27 protein-coding genes are annotated in these 24,148 nt (G+C 50.9%); 16 read left to right on the top strand and 11 right to left on the bottom strand.

Going from position 1 to position 24,148, the window contains the following annotated elements:
* The first annotated feature begins 168 nt into the window (after positions 1-168).
* The 5 genes from ACXAFR_RS10105 (at position 169) to ACXAFR_RS10125 (ending at position 4,149) form a co-directional block, all read left to right on the top strand.
* Complete coding sequence (locus ACXAFR_RS10105; RefSeq protein ID WP_475176277.1) at positions 169-654, top strand: chemotaxis protein CheW; 486 nt, start codon at positions 169-171, stop codon at positions 652-654.
* Between the two features lie 23 nt (positions 655-677).
* Complete coding sequence (locus ACXAFR_RS10110; RefSeq protein ID WP_475176280.1) at positions 678-1,208, top strand: DUF2802 domain-containing protein; 531 nt, start codon at positions 678-680, stop codon at positions 1,206-1,208.
* A gap of 179 nt (positions 1,209-1,387) precedes the next feature.
* Positions 1,388-2,233: an AAA family ATPase gene (locus ACXAFR_RS10115; RefSeq protein WP_475176281.1), complete on the top strand. Its 846-nt coding sequence runs from the start codon at positions 1,388-1,390 to the stop codon at positions 2,231-2,233.
* Between the two features lie 43 nt (positions 2,234-2,276).
* Positions 2,277-3,452, top strand: coding sequence for a vWA domain-containing protein (locus tag ACXAFR_RS10120; protein ID WP_475176283.1), 1,176 nt, complete (start codon positions 2,277-2,279; stop codon positions 3,450-3,452).
* A gap of 382 nt (positions 3,453-3,834) precedes the next feature.
* Positions 3,835-4,149: a helix-turn-helix domain-containing protein gene (locus ACXAFR_RS10125; RefSeq protein WP_475176285.1), complete on the top strand. Its 315-nt coding sequence runs from the start codon at positions 3,835-3,837 to the stop codon at positions 4,147-4,149.
* Positions 4,150-4,188: 39 nt separating this feature from the next.
* Here ACXAFR_RS10125 and ACXAFR_RS10130 read toward each other — a convergent pair whose 3' ends face one another.
* Positions 4,189-4,893 carry an SDR family oxidoreductase gene (locus ACXAFR_RS10130; RefSeq protein ID WP_475176286.1) on the bottom strand — a complete coding sequence of 235 codons (705 nt, stop codon included), beginning with the start codon at positions 4,891-4,893 and terminating at the stop codon, positions 4,189-4,191.
* Between the two features lie 144 nt (positions 4,894-5,037).
* Here ACXAFR_RS10130 and ACXAFR_RS10135 point away from each other — a divergent pair, with 144 nt between their 5' ends.
* Both ACXAFR_RS10135 and ACXAFR_RS10140 read left to right on the top strand, forming a co-directional pair.
* Positions 5,038-6,192 carry a patatin-like phospholipase family protein gene (locus ACXAFR_RS10135; RefSeq protein ID WP_475176288.1) on the top strand — a complete coding sequence of 385 codons (1,155 nt, stop codon included), beginning with the start codon at positions 5,038-5,040 and terminating at the stop codon, positions 6,190-6,192.
* Positions 6,193-6,307: 115 nt separating this feature from the next.
* The gene (locus ACXAFR_RS10140; RefSeq protein WP_475176289.1) at positions 6,308-6,739 is read left to right on the top strand and encodes a hypothetical protein; all 432 of its coding nucleotides are present in this window, start codon (positions 6,308-6,310) and stop codon (positions 6,737-6,739) included.
* 93 nt (positions 6,740-6,832) lie between these two features.
* Here ACXAFR_RS10140 and acnB read toward each other — a convergent pair whose 3' ends face one another.
* Positions 6,833-9,457 carry a bifunctional aconitate hydratase 2/2-methylisocitrate dehydratase gene (gene acnB / locus ACXAFR_RS10145; protein ID WP_475176291.1) on the bottom strand — a complete coding sequence of 875 codons (2,625 nt, stop codon included), beginning with the start codon at positions 9,455-9,457 and terminating at the stop codon, positions 6,833-6,835.
* A 358-nt stretch (positions 9,458-9,815) separates the two neighbouring features.
* Here acnB and ACXAFR_RS10150 point away from each other — a divergent pair, with 358 nt between their 5' ends.
* Positions 9,816-10,286, top strand: coding sequence for a DUF1289 domain-containing protein (locus ACXAFR_RS10150; RefSeq protein ID WP_475176293.1), 471 nt, complete (start codon positions 9,816-9,818; stop codon positions 10,284-10,286).
* 34 nt (positions 10,287-10,320) lie between these two features.
* Entirely contained in the window at positions 10,321-10,995 is a 675-nt protein-coding gene (locus ACXAFR_RS10155) for a MiaE family protein (RefSeq protein ID WP_475176295.1), read from the top strand.
* Here the strand turns inward: ACXAFR_RS10155 and ACXAFR_RS10160 are convergent.
* From ACXAFR_RS10160 to ACXAFR_RS10175, 4 genes are read right to left on the bottom strand one after another with little or no spacing between them, the layout of a single operon-like run.
* On the bottom strand, positions 10,950-11,354 hold the full coding sequence (locus ACXAFR_RS10160; RefSeq protein ID WP_475176297.1) for a CBS domain-containing protein: 405 nt from the start codon (positions 11,352-11,354) through the stop codon (positions 10,950-10,952). The two genes, ACXAFR_RS10155 and ACXAFR_RS10160, sit on opposite strands and share 46 nt — an antisense overlap.
* A gap of 2 nt (positions 11,355-11,356) precedes the next feature.
* Positions 11,357-11,707, bottom strand: coding sequence for a P-II family nitrogen regulator (locus tag ACXAFR_RS10165; RefSeq protein ID WP_475176300.1), 351 nt, complete (start codon positions 11,705-11,707; stop codon positions 11,357-11,359).
* A gap of 4 nt (positions 11,708-11,711) precedes the next feature.
* Entirely contained in the window at positions 11,712-12,512 is an 801-nt protein-coding gene (locus ACXAFR_RS10170; protein WP_475176301.1) for a DUF1538 domain-containing protein, read from the bottom strand.
* Positions 12,509-13,246, bottom strand: a complete 738-nt coding sequence (locus tag ACXAFR_RS10175; RefSeq protein ID WP_475176304.1) for a DUF1538 family protein — start codon at positions 13,244-13,246, stop codon at positions 12,509-12,511. The genes ACXAFR_RS10170 and ACXAFR_RS10175 overlap by 4 nt, the downstream gene beginning before the upstream one ends.
* Positions 13,247-13,423: 177 nt before the next feature.
* Between ACXAFR_RS10175 and ACXAFR_RS10180 the strand changes: the two genes are divergently transcribed.
* Positions 13,424-14,302, top strand: a complete 879-nt coding sequence (locus ACXAFR_RS10180) for an HpcH/HpaI aldolase/citrate lyase family protein (RefSeq protein WP_475176305.1) — start codon at positions 13,424-13,426, stop codon at positions 14,300-14,302.
* Here ACXAFR_RS10180 and tsaA read toward each other — a convergent pair.
* The 3 genes from tsaA to ACXAFR_RS10195 all read right to left on the bottom strand — a co-directional run bounded on the left by tsaA (position 14,286) and on the right by ACXAFR_RS10195 (position 16,329).
* Entirely contained in the window at positions 14,286-15,014 is a 729-nt protein-coding gene (gene tsaA, locus ACXAFR_RS10185; RefSeq protein WP_475176307.1) for a tRNA (N6-threonylcarbamoyladenosine(37)-N6)-methyltransferase TrmO, read from the bottom strand. The two genes, ACXAFR_RS10180 and tsaA, sit on opposite strands and share 17 nt — an antisense overlap.
* Before the next feature lie 19 nt (positions 15,015-15,033).
* A complete protein-coding gene (locus ACXAFR_RS10190; RefSeq protein WP_475176309.1) occupies positions 15,034-15,768 on the bottom strand; it encodes a UDP-2,3-diacylglucosamine diphosphatase in 735 nt (244 codons plus the stop codon).
* Between the two features lie 66 nt (positions 15,769-15,834).
* Positions 15,835-16,329 carry a peptidylprolyl isomerase gene (locus tag ACXAFR_RS10195; RefSeq protein ID WP_475176311.1) on the bottom strand — a complete coding sequence of 165 codons (495 nt, stop codon included), beginning with the start codon at positions 16,327-16,329 and terminating at the stop codon, positions 15,835-15,837.
* A gap of 276 nt (positions 16,330-16,605) precedes the next feature.
* Between ACXAFR_RS10195 and ACXAFR_RS10200 the strand changes: the two genes are divergently transcribed.
* From ACXAFR_RS10200 to ACXAFR_RS10225, 6 genes are all read left to right on the top strand, one after another.
* The gene (locus ACXAFR_RS10200) at positions 16,606-18,294 is read left to right on the top strand and encodes a glutamine--tRNA ligase/YqeY domain fusion protein (protein ID WP_475176312.1); all 1,689 of its coding nucleotides are present in this window, start codon (positions 16,606-16,608) and stop codon (positions 18,292-18,294) included.
* Positions 18,295-18,346: 52 nt separating this feature from the next.
* Positions 18,347-19,729 (top strand): cysteine--tRNA ligase, encoded by a 1,383-nt coding sequence (gene cysS / locus ACXAFR_RS10205; RefSeq protein ID WP_475176314.1) that lies wholly within the window; start codon positions 18,347-18,349, stop codon positions 19,727-19,729.
* A 74-nt stretch (positions 19,730-19,803) separates the two neighbouring features.
* Positions 19,804-20,796 carry a porphobilinogen synthase gene (gene hemB / locus ACXAFR_RS10210; protein WP_475176317.1) on the top strand — a complete coding sequence of 331 codons (993 nt, stop codon included), beginning with the start codon at positions 19,804-19,806 and terminating at the stop codon, positions 20,794-20,796.
* Positions 20,797-20,836: 40 nt separating this feature from the next.
* A complete protein-coding gene (locus ACXAFR_RS10215) occupies positions 20,837-21,046 on the top strand; it encodes a DUF3012 domain-containing protein (protein WP_475176318.1) in 210 nt (69 codons plus the stop codon).
* 39 nt (positions 21,047-21,085) lie between these two features.
* Positions 21,086-21,913 carry an ion transporter gene (locus tag ACXAFR_RS10220; protein ID WP_475176320.1) on the top strand — a complete coding sequence of 276 codons (828 nt, stop codon included), beginning with the start codon at positions 21,086-21,088 and terminating at the stop codon, positions 21,911-21,913.
* A gap of 231 nt (positions 21,914-22,144) precedes the next feature.
* A complete protein-coding gene (locus ACXAFR_RS10225; RefSeq protein ID WP_475176323.1) occupies positions 22,145-22,390 on the top strand; it encodes a hypothetical protein in 246 nt (81 codons plus the stop codon).
* A gap of 71 nt (positions 22,391-22,461) precedes the next feature.
* On the opposite strand, the gene ACXAFR_RS10230 is transcribed toward ACXAFR_RS10225, so the two are convergent.
* Positions 22,462-23,328 (bottom strand): mechanosensitive ion channel family protein, encoded by an 867-nt coding sequence (locus ACXAFR_RS10230; protein ID WP_475176325.1) that lies wholly within the window; start codon positions 23,326-23,328, stop codon positions 22,462-22,464.
* A 219-nt stretch (positions 23,329-23,547) separates the two neighbouring features.
* Entirely contained in the window at positions 23,548-24,081 is a 534-nt protein-coding gene (locus ACXAFR_RS10235) for a DUF3806 domain-containing protein (RefSeq protein ID WP_475176327.1), read from the bottom strand.
* Positions 24,082-24,148: the final 67 nt, after the last annotated feature.

A 24,148-nucleotide genomic window follows, 5' to 3' on the forward strand; every position in this document is an offset into this window, starting at 1 on the left:
CCGGCTCTAAAAGCCCCTTGGCAACGCCGGTATTGGACTATAGTAATGAAAGAGTGGACGCACTTTAGCAGGCGCCAGTCGCACGAAATGATACGGCGATGCTGATATCGACAGCCTGACAGGCCGACGGCAAGGATCAGCAGCCCAGCATTCACCGAGGAAAGATTTATGGCAACCAGTTCGACCAAGAGTAAGAGCAGCGACGATCCCATCCTGCAGTGGGTGACGTTTCGCCTGGCAGGGGAAACCTACGGCATCAATGTTATGCAGGTGCAGGAAGTGTTGCGTTACTCCGAGATTGCGCCGGTGCCGGGCGCTCCGGATTATGTACTCGGCATTATCAACCTGCGGGGTAACGTCGTCACCGTAATTGATACCCGACACCGCTTTGGATTAATGCCCGGCGAACTCAATGACAATACCCGTATTGTCATCATAGAGGCGGATAACCATGTCGTAGGTATTCTGGTCGACAGTGTGGCGGAAGTGGTTTACCTGCGTCAGTCTGAGATTGAGACTGCGCCTAATGTTGGCAATGAAGAGAGTGCAAAATTCATCCAGGGCGTTTGTCACAAGAACGAAGAACTGCTTATTCTCGTTGAGCTCGACAAGTTATTGAGCGAGCACGAGTGGGCGGAGATGGACGACTTCTAACGAAACTGACTAAGAGACAACCTGTGTCTGTTGTGCAAATCACCCCCGAATTGTTGCTTGGTATCCTGGCTCTGATTGTGGCTGTCGCCGCACTCTGGATCAGTCTGGTGCGTTTGCAGAAGCAAAAGCTCCTGGACGAAAGGCAGCGCCACTGGCAAAGACATATGGTGGATCGCGCGGATCAACTGAGCAGCACTGGCGTTGGAATGGGGCGTCGTCTGCTGGTGTTAGAGCAGCTGGTCGACCAGATGAATACTCCTGATGAATCCTTGGATGAGCTTGTAAAGGTTGCTCAATCGCCGGTCATTCCAGAACAGGATATTCCCACCACGTTTGTCGAACCGGATGAGTCTGCCTCTGAATGGATTGCTTCGGAAACGACAGCCAGTGGCGATGCGCTAACGGCGCCTGGGGGCTTGGAACTGCAGGAAGCAAGCAGTTTGTTGGGGGCAGGTATCAGCCCTGAAGAAGTAGCTCGTCGTTGTGGTATCTCCCGCGCGGAAGCCAACTTGCTGCAATTGATGCGTCAGAAGAAAGGATCCAGCGCTGCCTAACAGGCAAGGGGTTCGCGTGTTTTTTTGGCGCATAATTCATCAAAAACAAAATCTGTCGCAGTGACCGGTGGTTTACTCACCGGCATCTTCGGCGATATCGCATCTTTCCTAATTCCAACTCTGCATTAATCTGCATCAAGCTTATGATAGACTCTTCCGATACCCGCGGAGGAGTGTCTATGAAGTTCCAAGGTACCGACAGTTACGTTGCCACAGACGATTTGACCATGGCCGTGAACGCTGCCGTGACTCTCCAGCGACCATTGTTGGTCAAGGGCGAGCCTGGTACAGGCAAGACCATGTTGGCCGAGCAGGTCGCTGCGGCCTTGGGTAAACGCTTATTGCAGTGGCACATCAAGTCTACGACGAAAGCTCAGCAAGGCCTTTACGAATACGACGCTGTTTCCCGTTTGCGAGATTCTCAGCTGGGAGATGAAAAGGTTCATAACATCTCTAACTATCTGAAAAAAGGTAAGTTATGGGAGGCGTTTGAATCTGAAGAGCAGGTGGTGTTGTTGATTGATGAAATCGATAAGGCCGACATCGAATTTCCCAATGACTTGCTCGTCGAGCTCGATAAGATGGAGTTCTTTGTCTATGAGACAGGTGAGGTAATCAAAGCTCGACAGCGGCCGATTGTCATCATAACAAGTAATAATGAAAAGGAGTTGCCGGATGCTTTTTTGCGTCGCTGCTTCTTTCACTACATCGCTTTTCCCGATCGGGAAACCATGCAAAAAATCGTCGATGTACACTTTCCGGACATTAAATCGGCATTGGTCCGGGAAGCGCTGGAAATGTTTTTTGAATTGCGTGATGTTCCCGGGCTAAAAAAGAAACCTTCCACCTCTGAGTTAGTGGATTGGCTGAAACTGCTAATGGCGGATGATATTCCCGACGAAGTTCTTAAAGACAGGGATGCGCGCCAGGCGATTCCGCCTTTGTATGGGGCTCTGTTAAAAAACGAGCAGGATGTGCATCTGCTGGAGCGCTTGGCGTTTATGACTCGTCGTCGCAACGATTGATGACTCAATGTCGGAAAGGTTGAGCTACCCATGAGGCGGTTCCATGTTGGTTAACTTTTTCAGCACATTGCGGAAAGCGGGTCTGCCAGTCACGTTGAAGGAGTTGCTGGTTCTGCTCGAAGCTATGGAGCAGCATTTGGCCTTTGGCAGTATCGATGATTTTTATCGATTGTCACGCCTTTGCCTGGTCAAGGACGAGAAGTATTTTGATCGCTTTGATCGTGCGTTTGGTGCCTATTTTAAAGGTTTGGAAAGCCTTGAAGGCATTGTTGAGGCGCTGATTCCCGACGAATGGACGCGGGCTGAATTTCTCAAGACACTTTCCGATGAAGACAAAGCCAAGATCCAATCGCTCGGTGGTCTGGACAAGCTCATTGAGCAATTTAGACAGCGTCTTGAGGAGCAGAAAGAGCGTCATCAAGGCGGCAATAAATGGATAGGTACGGGGGGAACCTCACCCTTTGGCAACAGCGGTTATCATCCTGAGGGTATTCGAGTTGGCGGTGAGAGCAGAAATAAATCCGCCGCAAAAGTGTGGGATAAACGTGAATTCCGCAACCTTTCCGATGACGTGGAATTGGGCACCCGCAATATCAAGATGGCGTTGCGCAAGCTGCGAAAGTTCGCTCGTTCCGGCGCTCCCACTGAGCTGGATTTAAAGGCAACCATCAGCTCCACCGCTGAAAAGGGTGGTTTACTCGACGTAAAAATGGTTCCCGAGCGGCACAACGCCGTTAAAGTGTTGCTGTTTCTCGACGTCGGAGGTTCGATGGATCCCTATGTCCGAGTTTGTGAAGAGTTATTTTCAGCGTGTCGCAGCGAGTTTAAACACTTGGAATACTTTTATTTTCACAACTTTATTTATGAATTCCTGTGGAAAGATAATCGTCGTCGAAGTACGGAAACCATCCCGCTTTTTGATGTTCTCAATACCTATTCCAGTGATTATCGAGTGATCTTCGTCGGTGATGCTACGATGGCCCCCTACGAAATTACCCATAAGTATGGCTGCATTGAATATATGAATGACGAGGCCGGACATGTCTGGATGTCACGTTTGCAAGACAGCTTTGATAAGGTTATTTGGCTTAACCCGACACAAGAGCGGTATTGGCAATACACCCAGACGATTAAGATTGCCCAGGAGTTACTGGATGATCATATGTACCCATTAACATTGGAAGGTATTGAGCACGGCATTCAATACCTCACCCGTTGAGGTTCGTACTGACTTGGCAAGAGAGCTTGGTTCGACGCCTTAGGGCCGTATAAAAACTGATCAAATGTTCTCCCATCATACCTTAGTATCAAGAAGACTTACGTTTACATCAATCCCAGGAATGTGGCGTTAAAAATTGCTGGTTGATTTTCGTGACCGTGGTATTGTGGAAATTGAACTGATCGTCAAATTATCGACACCTCCGGTTAACACCTTTGCGGAGCGAGATTCGACAGCAGTTCATGGATGTTAATAGGGACGCGCGGTGTCTGGCAGAGACTCTGCCTGCCGACATTAACACCAAGGTAACGGGAAAAGCCCGAGAAACAGTCAATTGATGACTCTCAGGCAGGAAGCATAGTGTGTATTTCAAGGGGGCTCAATGAACATTGAGATTATGTCAGATCGCGATATCGCTGAAGAGTTCGGGGCGCGAATAGAGCAATTGCGTCTGGAAAAAAACCTCACTCAGCAGGAACTGGCAGAGTCTATTGGTCTCTCTCGCGTAAGTTACGGCAAGCTGGTGCGAGGATCTGGTAAATTTGTAAACGTTATTGCGGTACTCAGGGCTCTGGGCTACCTGGATATGCTACTCGAATTTATTCACACCGAAGACGACGATGATTCTGAAGGCGGCTCAGAAGGCCGCCGCCAACGGATGCGGGCGAGCGGTCGCCGGTCTGCGGGAAACGAATAGACGTTCAACATTTGTGCGTCTGCTGATGGATGTATGCAATCAGCCAAGGCGCAACATTTGGCCTTGTAAAAGGCGATTGGCGGGTGTCGACATCAATAGAATGGCATCAACCAATTGTTCCAAATGGTCTTTTTGAATGACGAGTCCGGCATCGTTTGCCGCGTCGTTTTCCACAATTGCAGAGCTGTTAATAATGGCTCCATTCACGCGAATATTCTCTGCTTGGCACTGCATCGCGGCCTCTCGAATAAGTCCAGACATTAAGTGAGGCAGGGCGCCAAAATCCTGCCAGCCTCCCAATCCCAGCGCACCACCAAAGGCCAGGTTAAGAATGGCTCCGCCTCCACGTCGCTGAAAATGGTCGATCTGGTACTGCATTGGTATTAAAAATGGCTCTAATCCCGATGTAAGCGCTTGACCTGCTTCGTCTGCGTTTAACTCCATGAGAAAGGCTTGGCCTGCTTCTGGTGAGCTGATATTGATCGCCATGGAGATGTCTTCGAAGATTTCCAGCGCGGCATCGATCATAGCTTCACCGTGCGCATCATCCCAGGTTTCACACACCAGGGCGGCGGCTGGTCCGGAAACATTGGTGGCAAGACTTTCTAATTCACTCTCATTATTTCCACACAATAATAGTTTCGCGCCTCTATCAGAGAGAGCCGTTGCCAGGGCTTTACCCAGTTCACTGGTGGCACCGTTAATGACGATGATCTGCTGGGAAAAGTCGAGCAGGTTTTTCATGGATAGTCCTAGATTGGAGAAAAGGGAGGTTGTCGCGAAAGGGTAATGGATAGAGCTGCTGGGGATTTCTAACGCGGTAGCAGACAGAAACTATAATCTATATAGCGTTAAGCCTGAAGCGGGAAGAGGCTTTCATTGTAGACTATGCCCACGAATGCTCTAATTTTATCCGGTGGTGGAGCCAGAGCGGCTTACCAATTGGGGGTTTTGGCGGCGCTCAATGAACTCCTGCCGACATCGACGGCCAATCCATTTCCGATTATTTGCGGTACCTCTGCCGGTGCAATAAATGCACTTGCGCTAGCGACACATACAGGAAAGTTCAGCGATGCCGTACAGAATCTGAGGGACATTTGGTGCGATCTCTCGACGGATCAGGTGTTCAAAACTGGCTGGATGGACATACTGGGGGGCGGCTGGCGGCTGTTTGCCTCTCTTTTTCACGAGGGGGTTGGTCGCAGTCGCTCCATAGCCTTGTTGAACAACGCGCCGTTACTGGCCTATCTACAACGACACATTTCGTTAGCTGGATTGGAACAGGGATTTCGTTCAGGCAATTTGCAAGCCGTATCTGTCACTGCGATGAACTACAACAGTGGCGAATCCGTGTCTTTTTTTCAAAGCGCCAGAGAGATTGCTCCCTGGCGCAGATACCGCAGGATTGGTGTACCCACTCGTCTGGATTTTAATCATCTCATGGCATCTTCCGCCATTCCCGGTTTGTTTCCCGCCGTTAAAATCGGAACTGATTACTTTGGGGATGGTGCCTTGCGTCAACTTGCCCCGATCAGTCCTGCGTTGCACATGGGAGCAGACCGCATCTTGGTCATTGGGGTTTCTGGTAATCGCAACCCTGTTTCCTGGGCAAAAGCCGCTCGTCCCAAGCGCCATTCTCCCTCTATTGCACAGGTATTCGGTCACCTGTTTAGCAGTGCCTTTATCGATGGACTGGAAGGCGACATAGAGCACATTGAACGCGTTAATGAGTTGTTGAGAGTGATTCCGGAGTCTAGGCTCAAAGAAGAGGGTATTGCGTTAAAGCCAGCTGAAACCTTGGTCATTTCTCCCAGTCGTCACCTGGACAAGATCGCCGGTCGCAAGGTGCGTTATATGCCACGCAGTGTGCGTGGTTTTATGCGCTCTACGGGTGGAACGGCAAAAGGCGGTGGTGCAGCGACCGCCAGTTATCTGTTGTTTGAGCGACCATTTATCGACGAACTGATTGACCTGGGCTACCAGGATACCATGTGGGAGAAAGATAGATTGCTCGATTTTTTTGCTGTGGCAAGTAAGGCGTGAACGTGAGAATACTGGCGAGTTCCAGTAGGCGCGATGTCCAGTGTTTTTTGAGAGTATCGGTTGATGCAGCGTCGTTGTGGCTTCAACGGATGAAAAGAGAAAGGAGAGGTGTTACATGCCTAAGTGGGTTCTGCCGGTCATTATTGGCTTGCTGGTCGTTTTTCTCAGTGCGTTTTCAACACTGTATCTGGTCTATTTTGATCCCAAAGCAAAAACGGCAGATGTGAATGCACCGATACCTCGGCGTTTTGACGTGTTCGATAACTATACCACTTGCGAAAAGGCGGTGCGCGATGCGGTAGAGGGTGAAGTAGTGTCCATTGAGAGCGACGATCGGGCCGCACGTTATGATGTGAAAGAGAACATGAATTATCTGTACTACAACATTCAGTACAAGCCCGGTGGGGGCTTTATGCGTAAAGCCAGTGATAAAGTGACTGAGTTATTTGGACGTTGCGATGTGTCGGCGGAATCCAACGACATTGTGGCTATTCGTATGCGAGAATTTGATAAAGAAGAATTTTCTATTGTCCGTCGCAAACACTGACATCAAACTCACTTCAAAAAAGCCGACATTACTGTCGGCTTTTTTGAGATAACCGCGGAGTCTTGCACCGCGGTGCAAGACAAGCGCCAGCGCCTACGCTGAAATCTCTTGAATTTCCACGGCGGCAATTTTCTTGCCTTGATCGTGCTTCGCCTGGAACTCAGCGATCTGATCGAAATTCATATAACGGTAGATTTCGGAAGACATGGAATCCAGCTTATCTGCGAATTCCATATACTCCGCTGGCGTCGGCAATTTGCCCAAAATCGCGCCGACTGCTGCGAGTTCAGCTGAGGTCAGGTAGACATTCGCGCCATCACCGAGTCGGTTGGGGAAGTTGCGAGTCGACGTCGAAAGTACGGTGCTGTTAGCCGCTACACGTGCTTGGTTACCCATACACAAAGAACATCCGGGCATCTCGGTACGGGCACCGGCAGCGCCAAAGATGTTGTAGTAGCCTTCCTCCATTAACTGATGCTCATCCATCTTGGTGGGTGGAGAGATCCACATGCGAGTCGAAATACTACCCTTGTGCTGATCCAGCAATTTACCGGCTGCACGGAAGTGACCGATGTTGGTCATACAAGACCCGATGAAGACTTCATCAACCTTGTCGCCAGCCACTTCTGACAGCAGTTTGGCATCGTCCGGATCGTTCGGGCAGCAGACGATAGGCTCGTTGACGTCCGCCAGGTCGATCTCGATTACCGCAGCGTATTCCGCGTCCGCATCTGCAGACATCAGACTAGGATTGGCCAACCATTCTTCCATTTTTTGTGCGCGGCGTTCCAGGGTGCGGGCATCGCCATAGCCATCGGCAATCATGGAGCGCAATAGGACGATGTTGGAGCGCAGATATTCAGCCACAGACTCTTCTGACAGTTTAATGGTACAGCCCGCAGCAGAGCGTTCTGCAGAGGCGTCAGACAGTTCAAAAGCCTGTTCAGCGGTGAGGTGATCCAGACCTTCAATTTCCAGAACCTTGCCGGAGAAGATGTTCTTCTTGCCTTTCTTCTCAACAGTCAGCAAGCCCTGCTTGATGGCGTAGTAAGGAATGGCATGGACCAGGTCACGCAGGGTGATGCCAGGCTGCATCTTGCCTTTAAAGCGAACCAAAACAGACTCTGGCATATCCAGGGGGGTTACGCCGGTCGCTGCAGCAAAAGCCACTAGGCCTGAACCCGCCGGGAAAGAGATGCCCATCGGAAAGCGCGTGTGGGAATCGCCACCAGTACCAACGGTATCTGGCAGTAACATGCGGTTCAGCCAGGAGTGGATGATGCCGTCACCAGGGCGCAAGGAAACACCGCCACGGGTCATGATGAAGTCGGGCAGGGTATGCTGGGTGTCGATATCGACAGGTTTTGGGTAGGCCGCGGTGTGACAGAAGGACTGCATGGTCAAATCTGCGGAGAAGCCCAAACACGCCAGATCTTTCAGTTCATCCCGAGTCATCGGACCGGTAGTATCCTGAGAGCCAACGGTAGTCATCTTCGGCTCGCAATAGGTTCCGGGACGAATGCCCTGACCTTCCGGTAATCCACAAGCGCGACCGACCATTTTCTGCGCAAGCGTGAAGCCCTTGCCGGTGTCCTCTGGAGCAACGGGGGTGCGGAACAGAGTCGATGGCTCAAGACCCAGCTCTTCACGTGCTTTGGACGTGAGGCCGCGACCGATGATCAGATTGATACGACCACCTGCGCGAACTTCGTCCAGCAAAACGTCAGACTTGAGAGCAAATTCAGACAGGACTTTGCCATCCTCAGCCAGGATCTTGCCGTCGTATGGGCGAATTTCGATAACATCACCCATGTTCAAATCGTCGACAGGCGCCTCGAAAACCAGCGCACCGGCATCTTCCATGGTGTTGTAGAAAATTGGCGCAACTTTACCGCCGATACAGACACCGCCACCGCGCTTGTTCGGAACGCCAGGCATGTCGTCGCCAAAGAACCAAAGAACTGAGTTAGTGGCAGATTTACGCGAAGAACCGGTACCGACAACGTCACCGACAAAGGCAACGGGGAGTCCTTTGGATTTGATCTCGTCGATCTGACCCATAGGGCCAACGACGCCGTGTTCTTCAGGATTCAGCCCGTCGCGGGTCATTTTGTACATGGCGCGCGCATGCAGAGGAATGTCTGGACGGCTCCAGGCATCCGGTGCGGGGGAAAGGTCATCGGTATTGGTTTCACCGGTGACCTTGAAAACGATCATTTTGATGCTGTCGGCCACTTCAGGCTTGTTGGTAAACCACTCTGCCTCGGCCCAGGATTCCATAACGGCCTTGGCATTTTCGTTGCCAGCCTTGGCTTTCTCGGCGACGTCGTGAAAGGCATCGAACATCAGCAATGTGTGCTTGAGTTCTTCTGCCGCCAGATTGGCAAGCTCACTGTCGTCCAAAAGACCAACGAGAGTTTCGATGTTGTAGCCACCGTGCATGTTACCCAGCAGTTTTACTGCAGCAGTTTTGTCTATCAGAGGAGAGTTGGCTTCGCCCTTGGCAATGGCAGACAAAAAGCCCGCTTTGACGTAGGCGGCTTCGTCCACTCCGGGAGGAACGCGGTCCGTGATCAACTCCAGCAACGCCTCTTCTTCACCCGCTGGTGGATTTTTTAGCAGCTCTACCAGATCGGCAACTTGATCAGCAGTGAGGGGCTTGGGGGGGATGCCTTGAGCGGCACGTTCCGCAACGTGAGTACGATAAGCTTCTAACACGATTAGTTCCTCGAAATTTATGATAGTGATTCGCTCCGGGGCGTGGACGAGGCCATCTTTACAGAGCGACAGCATGTGGGGCGCCATTTTTTGACGTTGTACCCGAAAACACTTTGACGGGCTGGTATTTCGGGTCTCCGCGGGCAGAGGAGTATACTACAAGCTCCAACACCCGTGTAAGTTAGGTTCAAAATCAAGGGCTTATAGTGAATATTCGCTTCGTGAATACCTGTGCCATAGCTACGTATTCCAGCGGCTTTTTCGGTCTGTGGTGCTCGATCGGTTAACGGCTGCTAAGAGACTGTAAATGCTCTATAATTTTACGACGCAATTTTGACTGTCCGAACTCGCCCCACCTATGACTGAAACTTCTGCCAGAACGCCGTGTGTCGGAATCTGTACAACCGGACTGGGAGACCAGGTCTGCCGAGGCTGTAAACGCTTCACCCATGAAGTTGTTGACTGGAACCGTTATTCCGCGGCAGAGCGGCAGCTGGTGAATAAGCGCCTTGAACAGTTGCTGTTGCCGGTGATCCGCAACAAGGTGAGGATTGTCAATCGAAGTCTTTTTATTGCCGGTCTTGAGCAACGGAAGATTCGGTTTGATCGGTTGCGCAATCCCTACTATTGGCTCTTGGAACTGATGCGCAGTCATGCTGGCCTTCTGGCCGAGCCGGAGCGGCTGGGATTGGTGGTCACCGATGAGTGGCTTGATATGGGTTCCGAGGCCATTAAGGCGGCGATTGATCGGGAATTCTACGAGCTATCCTGTGCTCATTATGAGCGCTATTTCCCCGAAATCATTGCATCGACTGCGGCGCAGAGCTAAGCGCTTCGACGCAGTTACCTGTATTTCCTGAATTATGACAAACCAGAAAAAAACGACGGATCTCGAGCCCATTTACGATTTTCTGCGTTGCCGAACGCCCGCAGCCTGGCTTGAGAAGGCACTGCAACAGCAGGACATCATGCTCCTGGATCACGCAGCCAATGAAATGAAAGCCGCACAGTCAGCCATGACCTTGATCGCTCGCAATCCAACCCGCTTGGATTTGATCAATAAAATGAGTCGTCTCGCCCGCGAAGAGCTTCTGCATTACGAGCAGGTTTTGAAAATCCTAAAAAAGCGTGGGATAACTCATCGAATCCTGAAGGCGGGTAGTTATGCCAGCAACATGGCGGTGTTGATCCGGCGGCCGCAGATGGAGAATCTGGTTGATACGCTGATCATGGGGGCGATTATCGAAGCGCGCTCCTGTGAGCGCTTTGCCGCTCTTGTCCCATTGTTGGACGATGAATTGGCAAGCTTTTATCGGTCTCTACTGAAGAGTGAGGCACGTCATTACCAAGACTACCTGGGTTTAGCGAGCGACGTTTCCAAAGAGGATATTGGCGCTCGAGTTGCTGTGTTTCTCGACGCAGAGGCCGACTATATTACCTCTCCTGATCGGCGCTTTCGATTTCATTCTGGTGTTCCGGTCGTGTCAGACAATCAATCCATCAATTCGCAGAGTCCGTTAAACACCAGCTCTTTGTAGCTGACGAGTCCGAGAATTTTCCCCTGCTCAATGACGGGAACTCGCGACAGGCCGAAGGCGTCGAAGAGGCGGGCGCAGTAGCGAACATCAAGATCTGGCTCGACGCTGACCACGGGTTTGGACATGATTTCGTAGAGATTCGTGCGCTCGGGCGCCTTATCTACCGCCAGCACTTTTTTGACAATATCGGCCAGCAGCACAATGCCGTAGGCGTCATGCTCATCTCTCTTTCGCACGATAACCGCTGTGGCAGAGGCCGCCTTCATTTTGGTCAATGCGTCAGCGACCGTTGCCATACCTTCCAATTCGAGAAAGTCCATATTCAAGATGTCTCTGGCTTTGATGACTCTGCGATTCATGATTATAGTAACTCCTGCACGTCGTCGGTGATTTTGCTGACTTGATGGGATATGCCCACGGCATCCTCAACATCCAACTGCAGAGCAATACCAGAGCCGGGCTGCTCATCAAATTTTCCAGTGCGGCTGATTTCTTCCAAAATTTTGCGACTTAAATGCTGCTCCACCAAAAATAGAATGACGTCTCGCTGGGTATCCAAAGACAGTCCAAAGAAGGTTTTACTTTGCACTAGGCCTTCACCTCGAGCATTGCCTATGACGGTGGCACCCGTGGCTCCCAAGTTGCGGGCTGCGTCAATAATGGCGCTGGTTTTGTTGTCTTCCGCGAAGACTATCAGTAATTTAAATTGCATGGCATTACACCTCGGATCTGCGTCCACTGAAGCGGGTTATGGCCTGGGAGAGCTGCGCGTAGGCCATCACTGAAATAATGGGGAAGAGGCTGGCAAAGGCAATCAAACCAAAGCCGTCCAATAATGGGCTACGTCCGGGCACGGTTTCGGCAAGTCCAAGACCAAGAGCCGCAACCAACGGCACTGTCACTGTAGACGTGGTGACACCGCCCGAGTCATAGGCAAGAGGAATGATCATTTTGGGGGCTGTTGCGGTTTGTAAGACCACGAGAAGATAGCCGACGATGATGTACCCATGAAGCGGCGCGCCAACGACGATGCGATAGCAGCCCAGTGAGATACCCACAGCAACACCCAGTGCAACTGCGATTCTTAGTCCCCAGATGCTGATGGCGCCACCAGAGACTTCTCGTGCTTTGATGGCGACAGCCATCAGTGATGGCTCAGCGATGGTTGTGCTAAAGCCAATGAAAAAGCCAAAAATGTAGACCCAAAGGTAGTCCCGCCAGTTTACTGCGGTCGCAGCAGCCGCAGCGATTTGTACCGGGTCGTTGCTGTAGAGAAACGCCGGGGCAGTGAGTTGTTCCGCCATCAAGCGCCCGAGGGGGAAGAGGCAGAGTTCCAGTCCCATCAGAAAGAACGACAGACCGATCAGAACCCATACAAAGCCCACGAGTATGCGACCCAGATGAGCAGGCTTACGGCGAATCACGAGCGTCTGAAAGACAAAAATAATGACAGCGATGGGAAGAACATCGCGCACTGTACCCACTAAGGTGGAGAGGAGCAGTAGCAAAAACGTCATGCCACCACCATGCCGAAGATCATTACAAACATCATTGGTGTCAGCGACGCAAACGCGATTAAGCCAAATCCGTCGAGCATGGGGTTACGTCCTTTGATTGACGACGCTAATCCCACGCCGAGCGCGGTTACCAGAGGCACGGTTATCGTGGAAGTGGTCACTCCGCCTGAGTCGTAGGCAATACCGATGATTTCCGCAGGGGCAAACAAGGTCAAAATGACCACCAAAATATAGCCGCCGATAATCAGCCATTGAATGGGCCAGCCGCGCAGAATTCGCAATACGCCGATGACGATGGCGATGCCGACAGCCACCGCGACAGTTAGCCTCAACCCCAGGGCGTAGCCATCACGAGCATCCATATTATCGTTGATGACACCACCTTCGGCTGCAATGGCAGCAGCCTCTGCGGCGACGGCAATCAGTGCGGGCTCTGCGACGGTCGTGCCAAAACCCAGTGAGAATGCGAAGACGAGCAGGGACAGGAGTTTGCCCTGCCGGGCAAAGGTATGGGCCATAGTTTCACCAATCGGGAAAAGCCCTTGCTCCAGGCCGAGAATAAAAAAGGTCAGCCCGAAAACAACCAGCAATACGCCGATGAAAAGCTGGGCGACGTTGGGGAGCGGTTGTTGCAGAATGAAAACCTGAAAAAACACGATGACAGCCAAAATAGGGATCAGGTCTCGAAAGCTGCTCGCTAAGGAGCGAGAGAGTTTGGCGATAAGTGACAGCACAGGGAGCCTCTGGTTGGTTGATTTTTAACCTTAGCAGTGGTGTCGTCCGTGGCTGTTGATGTGTAACAAGTAAACAAAACGCCAGCTAACGTTTTTTCTTCCGAGAGGATTAAGAAAATGTGTTCGCTTTCGCGTAGACTCGCTGCTGACGACTGCAAGCCAAACAAGGAGTGAATAATGGCAGATTCCCATTCGCTGAGACCACGCCGCTCGGTGCTATATATGCCCGGCTCCAATGCCAGGGCGCTGGAAAAGGCCAAAACACTGCCCGCAGATAGTCTGGTGCTCGACCTGGAAGATGCCGTCGCGCCATCACAAAAAGCCGAGGCGCGTCAACAAATACTGAGCATGGTGCAAGCAGGTGGCTACGGTAACCGGGAGCTTGTCGTCCGTGTGAATGGCCTCTCCACTCCATGGGGGATGGATGACATTGCGGCTTTTGTGGATGCCCCCATTGCGGCGGTGTGTCTGCCAAAGGTGGAAAGTGCTCAGGAAATCGCAACCGTCAGTGCGATGCTGAATCAGTCGGTAGAGGGCAGTGGACCAGATATCTGGGCTATGATCGAAACGCCAGCAGGTGTTATCGCGGTAGAGGAAATTGCCGCAGCGGATCCACGATTGACCTTGTTGATGATGGGGACATCGGATTTAGCGAAAGAATTGCGCGTTCCTCACACCGCGGACAGAATCGGATTTTTATATGCCTTGAGTCGGTGTGTTATCGCGGCGAGAGCAAACAATCTGGATATTATCGACGGGGTGTACCTGGATCTACAGGATGATGTCGGTTTTCGTTTGGCTTGTGAGCAGGGGCGGCAACTTGGATTTGACGGCAAGTCTTTGATTCACCCTAAGCAGCTGTCCGCGGCTAACGAGGTGTATAGCCCTCATTCTCTCGAGGTCGAGCGGGCAGAAAAAATTCTGGTCGCTTGGCAGGAAGCTGAGGTGCAGGGAAGCGCTGTGGTTCTCGTTGATGGCAAACTGGTTGAAATTTTACACGTTGAGGAAGCTAAGCGGACCTTGGCTATTTGGGAGGCGATTAAGGCGTCGTCGTAGGGTCTTCTTGCTCAGAAGCCCTCAGCACTGAGATCACCGATGCAGTATTACCTTGCCACTGCCAGCGTACGTTCACATCGTAGAGTTGCATGCCATAGATTCTTGAGCTGTTGCGATGGTAGGCGGGCTCCGGTTTTTGCCGTAACAGTTGCTCGATCAGTTGGCGTAGTTCTGGATAGCTCATTGCGATTGCGGTTAGATGGACCTCGGCATCTTTAGAAAAGACGACGGATCTGTCTCCTGGAGGGGGAGCGTCGGCGTAGCTGGCGGTTGCTTCTGGCACTGCATCGCAATAGGGAATATAGGGCTTGATATCAACAATCGGCGTTAAATCCAATAAATCACAACCGTCCACGTCAAGGCACCATTGTTGCTGCCGGCAGATAACCTGATTCAGTTTAACCACAGACATGCCAATACGATTTGGCCGAAACGGGCTTCGCGTAGCGAAGGCTCCCAGTCGTTGATTGCCCCCAAGTCGAGGAGGTCTTACCGTCATACGAGCATTGTCGGGTGTTTGATGGAACTGAAATAGCAGCCAGATGTGACTAAAGCCCTCTAAGCCACGCAGTAACTCTTCGCGATTAAAAGGTGGCAGTAATTCAACCTGTGCGCTGGCGGCAGAGACGAGGCCAGGCTGACGTGGGATGGCAAACTTTTCCGGGTAAGGGGTGCGGATTCTGGCGATGGGTTCGACGAGAAAGGCGTCCATTTGAATCTATATCGCGCAATTACACGTCACTAAGCGGGCAATGTTGCAATTCCAGGTCGCCAGCATCTGATTCTCTGAGCCACCAGCACTGGGTATCCCAGTCGCCGAGTACTATGCGTTCTGCATCAGCATCTTGGGTTGTAACAGGGTGTCGTGCAGGGCGGTGGGTGTGCCCGTGGATAAGCTGGGTAACCTGATAGGATTCCATGGTATTGATGACCTCGGCAGGTGTGACGTCCATGATATCCTCGGCCTTCATGCTGTTCGCATTCTGGCTTTGAGCTCGAACCTGACGAGCAAAAGCTCGGCGTTCTTCCAGGGTTCGAGACAGCATATGTTGCTGCCATTCCGGGGAGCGAGACATTTGTCGAAAGGCCATATACTCGCTATCGCCAGTGCATAGACTGTCACCATGCATCAACAGCGTTGGTTTGTCTGCCACACGAATCTGCGTGGGGTCGGCCAACAAGGTTGCGTTGCAGCTCTGGGCGAAGGCTTCGCCCAGTAGGAAGTCGCGATTGCCAACCATCAGAAAGACCTTATGACCCGATTCCGTGTAACGTCTCAGGCAGGCCGCAATGTGCACATTGAAGTCGGATAGATCATCGTCACCAAGCCACACTTCAAAGAAGTCACCGAGAATATAAAGCTCCTTCACTTCATTGGCTCGCTGGCTCAGAAAGCGTTCGAATGCCGACGTAATATCGGGCCGTGCCTCTTCTAAATGGAGGTCGGAAATAAATATTCTGCTCATAGTAACCGTGGGCGCATGGCGGGGCTGCCAACAACTGGCAGCCTGGTGATTTCGGCGAGAGGGGAGTTATTCGCCGACAGTAACTTTATCAATAATAACTGCTTCAGCTGGAACATCCTGGTGGCCGGCAGCACTGGTCGTTTTGACCCCTTTGATTTTATCGACCACTTCGGTACCGGAAACGACTTTACCAAACACGCAGTAGCCCCAGCCTTGAGTGTTTTTGCCGGAAAAGTTCAGGAAGTCATTGTCTTTGACGTTGATGAAAAATTGAGCAGTTGCGCTGTGAGGATCCATTGTGCGGGCCATGGCAATCGTGTAAACGTCATTGGCCAAACCGTTGTCCGCCTCGTTTTCAACGGGCTCGCGGGTTTTTTTCTGTTCCATGTCTGCTGTGAATCCACCACCTTGGATCATGAAATTGTTGATGACCCGGTGAAAAATCGTACCGTCATAGAAGCCGTCCTCAGCGTACTGCTTGAAGTTGGCGGCGGTTTTGGGTGCTTTTTCAAAGTCCAGTTCCAGGGCGATGTCGCCAAAATTGGTGTGTAAGGTAATCATCAGTAATCCTCTATTGCGGTGATTCGCCCGGTGCTCAGGGGCCGCGGGCATCAATTCGTCATGATTGGTGGTGGTATTTTGCCCAAGGTTTCCCCCAGTCGCGTAACTTCCGGTCGGAGGGGAGTTTACAGGGCGTCATATAGGGAAATATTGCCTCTAAAAAGACAATCATGGGTGCTTCACTCAGCATGAGACGGCTATAATACACGATTTACCAATGCCGGTTCACCGGCCCACGATGATAATTTGTGCATCATTATCACGAACTGGAAACGCATGAGCGAACATCATTCAGAGCCTAAAAAGCCCCTCAATTTTATCGAACAAATCATTCAGGCTGATCTCGATAGCGGTAAGACCGCAAAGCTGATCACCCGATTTCCTCCCGAGCCAAACGGCTACCTGCACGTTGGCCACGCCAAGTCCATTTGCCTGAATTTTGGATTGGCGGAAAAATTTGGAGGCCAGTGTAACCTGCGCTTTGACGATACGAACCCTGCCAAAGAGGAGCAGGAATACGTCGAGTCGATCATGGCCGATGTGCGCTGGCTCGGCTTCACCTGGGGAGGAGACGTCCGCTACGCGTCTTCATATTTCGACACGCTTTACGAGTGGGCGTTACATCTTATTCGGGCGGGAAAGGCGTATGTTTGCCATCAAACGGCTGCAGAAGTAAAAGAATATCGCGGCTGGGCGACCAAGCCGGGAAAAGACAGTCCATGGCGCGACCGCAGTGTTGAAGAGAATTTGGCGGATTTTGAGAAAATGCGACTGGGCGAATTCGATGAGGGCAGCTGTACTTTGCGCGCCAAGATTGACATGGCCAGCCCAAACATGAATCTGCGAGACCCGGCGCTCTACCGAATTCGTAAGGTGAGCCATCACCAGACCGGCGATAAGTGGTGCATCTACCCAACGTATGATTATGCCCACGGCCAGGAAGACGCTATCGAGGGGGTGACCCACTCGATTTGCACCTTGGAATTCGCTGACCACCGGCCATTGTATGAATGGTTTATCGAGCATCTGCCCGTTCCTGTGGAACCGCGACAGTATGAATTTGCTCGCTTGGAACTTAATTACACAGTGACGTCTAAGCGCAAATTAAAACAGCTGGTAGATGAGAGCCATGTCGATGGTTGGAATGATCCGCGTATGCCGACCATTTCGGGCATGCGTCGCCGGGGCTACACACCGGCCTCACTGCGTAATTTTTGCGACATGATCGGTGTCACCAAGGCTGCTAGTACGATCGATATGGGGCAGCTGGAGTTCTGTGTGCGCGACGACCTCAATCAGGTCGCACCTCGTGCCATGTGTGTTCTGCAACCATTGAAAGTGACGTTGACGAACCTGCCGGAAGATCATTGCGAGACCTTGCATCTGCCGGTGCATCCTAACGATCCATCGATGGGGGAGCGAATCCTTGAAATGGGGCGGGAAGTTTACATTGACCGCGACGATTTCAATGAAGACAGCAGTTTGTCGCGTAAAAAGTTCAAACGCCTGGTGCCGGGGGATTATGTTCGATTGCGAGGCGGTTATGTCATTCGCGCGGATGACATCGAGCGGGATGAGGCCGGTAATGTCTCCGGGATCCTGGCCAGCGTAGTGCCGGGTACCGTTGGCGAGAACCCTCCCGAGGGGGTGCGGCCGCGTGGTGTTATCCACTGGGTACCTGTGCAAACCAGTATTAATTGCGAGGTTCGCCTTTATGATCGTCTCTTTAATGACCCGCAGCCGGATTCGGGGGATAAGAACTTTCTCGATTTCCTCAATCCCGAATCCTTGGTCATATTAAGCGGTTGCAAGGCTGAAGCCAGTTTGCTGACAGCGGAAAACGAAAAAAGCTATCAATTCGAGCGCGAAGGTTATTTTTGTCTGGACAGCCGCTATACCACTGCCGAGATGCCGGTATTCAATCGTACCATCGGCCTCAAAGACAATTGGGCAAACAAGGTATGATATACATCGAGCGGAGATACGCTCACATCAACATAAGGTAAGACACCCTGTTATGGCGTTACATTTATACAACACCAAAGCGCGCACCAAAGAACTGTTTGAACCTCTGGATCCTGAGCGCATCACCATGTACGTGTGTGGTCCAACGGTTTACAACCTGATCCACATCGGCAATGCGCGCCCAGCGGTGGTTTTCGATACCTTATTTCGTGTGCTGCGCTCTGAATATCCTGAGGTTATTTACGCCCGCAACATTACGGATATCGACGATAAGATTATGCGAGCTGCGGACGAAAGCGGTGAGTCCATTGTCGATATTTCCCAGCGCTATGCGCTGGAGTATAAAAAGGATCTGCAGCAGTTAAATACGCTAGAGCCGACTTTGGTGCCCTATGCTACAGAACACATTCCGCAGATGATCTCGATGATCGAGAGGCTGCTTAAGAGTGGGCATGCCTATAAGGCGGACGGTCATGTTCTTTTCGACGTTTATTCGATGAAAAATTATGGCGAGCTGTCGAACCGGACACCGGAAGATATGCTGGCGGGTGCAAGGGTTTGGGTTGCAAGTTACAAGAAGAACGGAAACGATTTTGTCTTGTGGAAGCCCTCAAACAACGGTGAACCTGGTTGGGACAGCCCATTCGGTTTTGGTCGTCCCGGCTGGCACCTGGAATGTAGCGCCATGATTGAAACTCACCTCGGCGAAACGATTGATATTCACGGCGGTGGCAGGGATCTGATTTTCCCTCATCACGAAAACGAGATCGCCCAGAGTCGCTGTGCGCATGGCGGAGCGGAGTATGTGCGCTACTGGATGCATAACGGCTACATCAATATCGACGGCGAGAAGATGTCCAAATCGCTGGGCAATTTTTTTACCGTTCGTGAATTGCTGGATAAATACCCCGGTGAAGTTATCCGCTTTGCCTTGCATTCTGCTCAATATCGTTCGGAGTTAGACTTCTCTGCCGGATTGTTGGAGCAGTCGCGCGCAAGTCTCGACTCCATTTACAACGCATTGCGGCAGGTGGTCAACGTACCGGCAGATATGAGTGGTGATCTGCGCTCAACAACGTTTTACAAAGCGCTGCTAGATGACCTCAATACCCCTCTGGCGATCAGTGAATTGCACCAGATGGCCCGACGGCTGCACAGAGAGGAAGACCCTGAAATCCAGGCCAAGATAAAAGGCGATATGCTGCAGGCGGGTGAGTTTATCGGGGTTCTTCGAGAGAATCCGGAAGCTTGGTTTACGCAGGCCAGTGCGGAAGGCGAAATTTCAGCAGAAGACGTTGAGGCATTAATCGCTGAGCGGCAGCAGGCCAAGCTGGATAAAAATTATGCACGTGCTGATGAAGTACGCGCAACACTGAGCGCCGCAGGCATTGTATTGGAAGACTCTCGCGAGGGGACTCGCTGGCGTCGCCAGTAAAGACGTCTTTCAATCGATACGTCACTTCGGCGCGGCTTGAGTGACGTTTTTGTTTTTTGATCACAGGTTTTTCCATGTCCAGGTTAACAACACCTCCTTTTCGATTTCGGCGTTTGCGACAAACTGACACCCTGCGCGCATTGGTGCGGGAAACTCAGATTACTGTTGATGATTTTATTCTACCGTTGTTTATCGAAGAAGGTATCGACCAGCCGGTAGAAATTTCCAGTATGCCGGGAGTGTTTCGCTATCCTGAGTCACAATTGGCTGATGTGGTTCAGCAGGTTTGGCAGAAAGGCATTAAAGCAGTCCTACTGTTTGGGGTTTCCCGAAATAAAGATGACTGTGGGTCCGATACCTGGGATGAAAACGGACTGATGGCAAGGTTTATTCGGACGGCGAAGGCAGCTGTTCCGGAAATGTTGGTGATCAGCGACAATTGTTTTTGTGAATATACGGATCACGGACACTGTGGCGTCGTCTCGGCCCAACCGGGCGGGCGAATCGATCTCGATAATGATCTAACCTTGGCGAACTTGCAAAAACAAGCCGTGGTTGCTGCGCGCGCCGGCGCCGATATGATTGCGCCATCCACAATGATTGATGGCATGGTGGCGGCTATTCGACAGGGGCTCGACGAGGCCGGATATAGCCATATTCCCATCATGTCTTATTCGACCAAGTTTGCTTCCGCTTTCTACGGGCCTTTTCGCGATGCCGTGGACAGTACTTTCAAAGGAACACGCAGTACCTACCAGATGGACCCGGCGAATGGGCAGGAGGCTGTCGCTGAATCGGTGCTTGATGAGGCGGAAGGTGCCGATATTCTTATGGTTAAGCCTGGCCTGGCGTATTTGGACATTATTCAACGGATACATCAGGAGTGTTCACGTCCTCTCGCGGTTTACCATGTCAGCGGTGAGTACGCCATGATTAAAGCCGCAGCAAACGCGGGAGTCATTGAAGAGCAAGCCATCGTAATGGAGACTATGACGGCGTTTAAGCGAGCAGGCTGCCAGTTGATTATTACTTACTACGCTCTCGACCTAGCAGAATGGTTGCGTTAAGCATGACCTCAGAACACGATATATCTGCAGGGGGGGATCGTTGAAAAAATATCTTGGAGTCTTGGTTTTATTATTGGTCGGCTTGCTGGTTGCTATGGTAGGACTGACTCTGGTGTCTGAGCCAGAACCAGAACCAGAGCCAGAGCCACTGGTCGGCGAGGCATGGTGTGAAATGATGATGGAAAAAGCCAATAGCGAATGGACGGATGCTGAAGCGAAGAGCTTTTCTTTAACCTGTCTGGTGGACTGATTATTTTCCCCAATTTTTCGTTTTGAGTTATTGTCTTCCATGAGTACAACCCTTAGCACGCAGCTGCAAGAGCGCTTTTTCCGAATTCGCTCGAATAAGTTTTTCGAAGCCTTTGTTATTTTCATTATTATATTTTCAGCGTTGGTCGTTGGTGTAAAAACCTACGAGTTGCCGACACCTTTGATTAGACTTGTGACCGTCCTCGACTGGCTGATCACAATCATCTTCCTTACAGAAATTATTATTCGGTTTCTGGGTGAGCCGGACAAACGTAATTTTTTTCGCAACGGATGGAACCTCTTTGATTCCCTCATCGTTATTGTCAGTCTGGTGCCTATCGACAATAGCGAAATGTCGGTTGTTGGACGGTTAATTCGAATCTTCCGAGTCTTGAGGATGGTGTCGATCATCCCCGAGTTGCGGTTGCTGCTGAATTCGTTAATGCGGGCGATGCCTCAGCTTGGCTACGTGATGGCAATGCTGTTCATCATCTTTTATATCTATGCGGCTATTGGCAGTACATTGTTTGCAAGTGTGGATGAGACGCTTTGGGGCGATATTGCTCTCAGCTTATTAACACTTTTTCGGGTGATGACCTTCGAAGATTGGACGGACGTGATGTACGCCACCATGGAAGTCTATCCCTTGAGCTGGCTGTATTATATCTCGTTCATTTTTTTGACGGCATTCGCGTTTCTAAACATGGTGATCGGCATTATCGTCAACGTCTTGGAAGAAGAACATCAGCGTGTTGCAAAGCTGGAAGCGGAAGAGGCCGGAGAGCCGGAGCTGAAAGATCTTCAAAGGCAATTGGATGAGATCAAAGCATTGCTGATTGAAAAGCAAAGCTCCAGTCGAGAGATGTGATTCTCATCGGTGGTTTTTCGTCTATTTCAACATGCCTTATGAGGCAAAAAAGTTTTCGTCAATTTCTACCATTTTTCGAAATTTGAGCCAAACTATCTACATTGTAATAATCCTTTCACAAGGATTTTTCGATTGGCCTTAACTGTATCAACCTCGTTGAGGACAGGTGGATTGAGAATACCGATTTTGCCAAAGATTCATGAAAGTTCGCTGTACAGACAGTGGCAGTGCATGCAGGAAGAGACAAAGTTTTTACGGCTCTACAGTCAGTCACTGCGTAAATATGCTCAGATTAATCGCAAAAAGTTTCGTGCTCGCGATGACGTTGATATTGCGTTGTTTACTGAAGAGCTCGAGGACCTTTTTGTTAAACTGCAGTTTTACCAGGTCGAGTTGAAGCGCGTGAGACGCGAGCTGGCCCTACTAAAAGACGATTCGGACCCTGATCGCCCGATAAACGCTGAAGCCGCTTACTGATAAATACCGGTTAGCACCTTTCCAAAAACGCAGGATGATTTCATCCTGCGGTAATCTGGTGCTAATCGGTTTTATGTTGTTTCTTTGGTCTGGTTGGCGAAATCGCCGGGGTTGAGGACTCTGACTTCCTGTTGCGGGAAAGGAATATCGATGTTGTTCTGCCGTAACGCAGCAAAAATTGCTTTATTCAGCCGATAGGAATTCTCAAAGTAAGTCTTCGTCGGTATCCATGTCCGGATGCCGATATTCACGCTGCTATCACCAAAAGACTCTATGCCGACCTTCGGTGGTTTGGCCGTGTCGTAGCCGCCCGTTGATTCCAGGGCTTTTTCGATTACTGCTATGGCGACTTCAGGATCTTCACTGTAAGCGATACCGATGCTCAATTCTGCCAAGGTGTTGGAGAATGAATTGTGAATGATCTCGCCGACGATATGCTTGTTTGGAATGGTAATCCTGATGTCATCTTCGTTGGTGAGAACCGTCATTGCCAAATGGACTTCTTCTACCTGACCGGTCACGCCCTGAACAGATATGGTGTCTCCTACGATAAAGGGGCGAGCTAAAATGATGTTGAGACCCGCACTGTAGTTTGACAGAAGCCCTTGTACTGCAAGACCTGCACCGAGAGAGGCTGCACCTATGGCCGCGACAAAAGGCGTTACACTGATACCCAGTTTGCCCAGTGCGATGACCGCGACCATGACCACAATGATGATTCTCACCGTGGAGGCGATAAAGCGGCTCAGGGTGACATCGAGATTTTTCTTCTGGCAGAGTTTTAAGACCGTATTGCCAACTTTGCGGGCAATGAAGATTCCAATCAGTAGTACAATAATTGCACCGAGAATTTGGAAGCTGTACTTCACAAAAAACTCGATGATCATGTTGTAAATTTCTTGTGCCTGTTCCAGGTTCGCTGCTAATTCTTCTTCCATGTTTTGCTTCCGACGTTGGCTAAATGGAGTGGCAGGGATGCTTGTCTGAAGGCAGATTGAGGCAACAATCTACCCATCGAACGATGAGTATCTGCTGGGTTGTTCATCCTAAGATTTGAAAGAAAACAGTCACCGACAGCAGACAATCGTTCGTTTTTAAAGGACGGCGTTAACGATAGCGGTATGCTAGCCATCGAGCAAGAGACAATCTCATTCTAATTATTCGGTAAAATAGGGATTCTTGGGCAGGCGAGGGGTGATCATGTCTTTGGCTTCACTGTAAACTTTATTGACGTCCGGAAGCAGGCCTACTTCCATGCGTCGTGACAGCATTGTTATCGGGAACAGGCAATCTGACGAGTTGGGCACACATGTGGCACGGCTGCGTCCAACCCGGTCTTCATAGACTTTCCATTCCAACCCAATTTCTTCCACCATTATGTTGCCGAGTACTGCGCCCATTGCCTGTAAGCCTGATACATCGTCTTTTGCGATGAGCCCTTTGTAAATGATGCGCTGCAGTATCTCAAGATCGTCGTGATTCCCGTGCAATTGCATACCTAATTGCAGTCGGGCGATGTCATCGATTTTTTCAGTTTGCTTTTCCAGATACTGCCGATCTAGCCAAGAGAGATTTTCGAGTGTTGTGCCATCGTCTTGGGCCGCGGCTGGTAGAGACAGTGTCAGCGCAATCAGCGTGACCGCGTGAAGGGTGCGACGTAAGGGCAAAGAGTTCTTAAAAAGTGCTTTCATATTGACGTAATTATGGTGTGTCCACGTACAATGCGGTAACGCGTGGGATACTGCAGTTCAAAGGGCG

Source organism: Pseudomaricurvus sp. ABR4_320 (assembly GCF_056159445.1).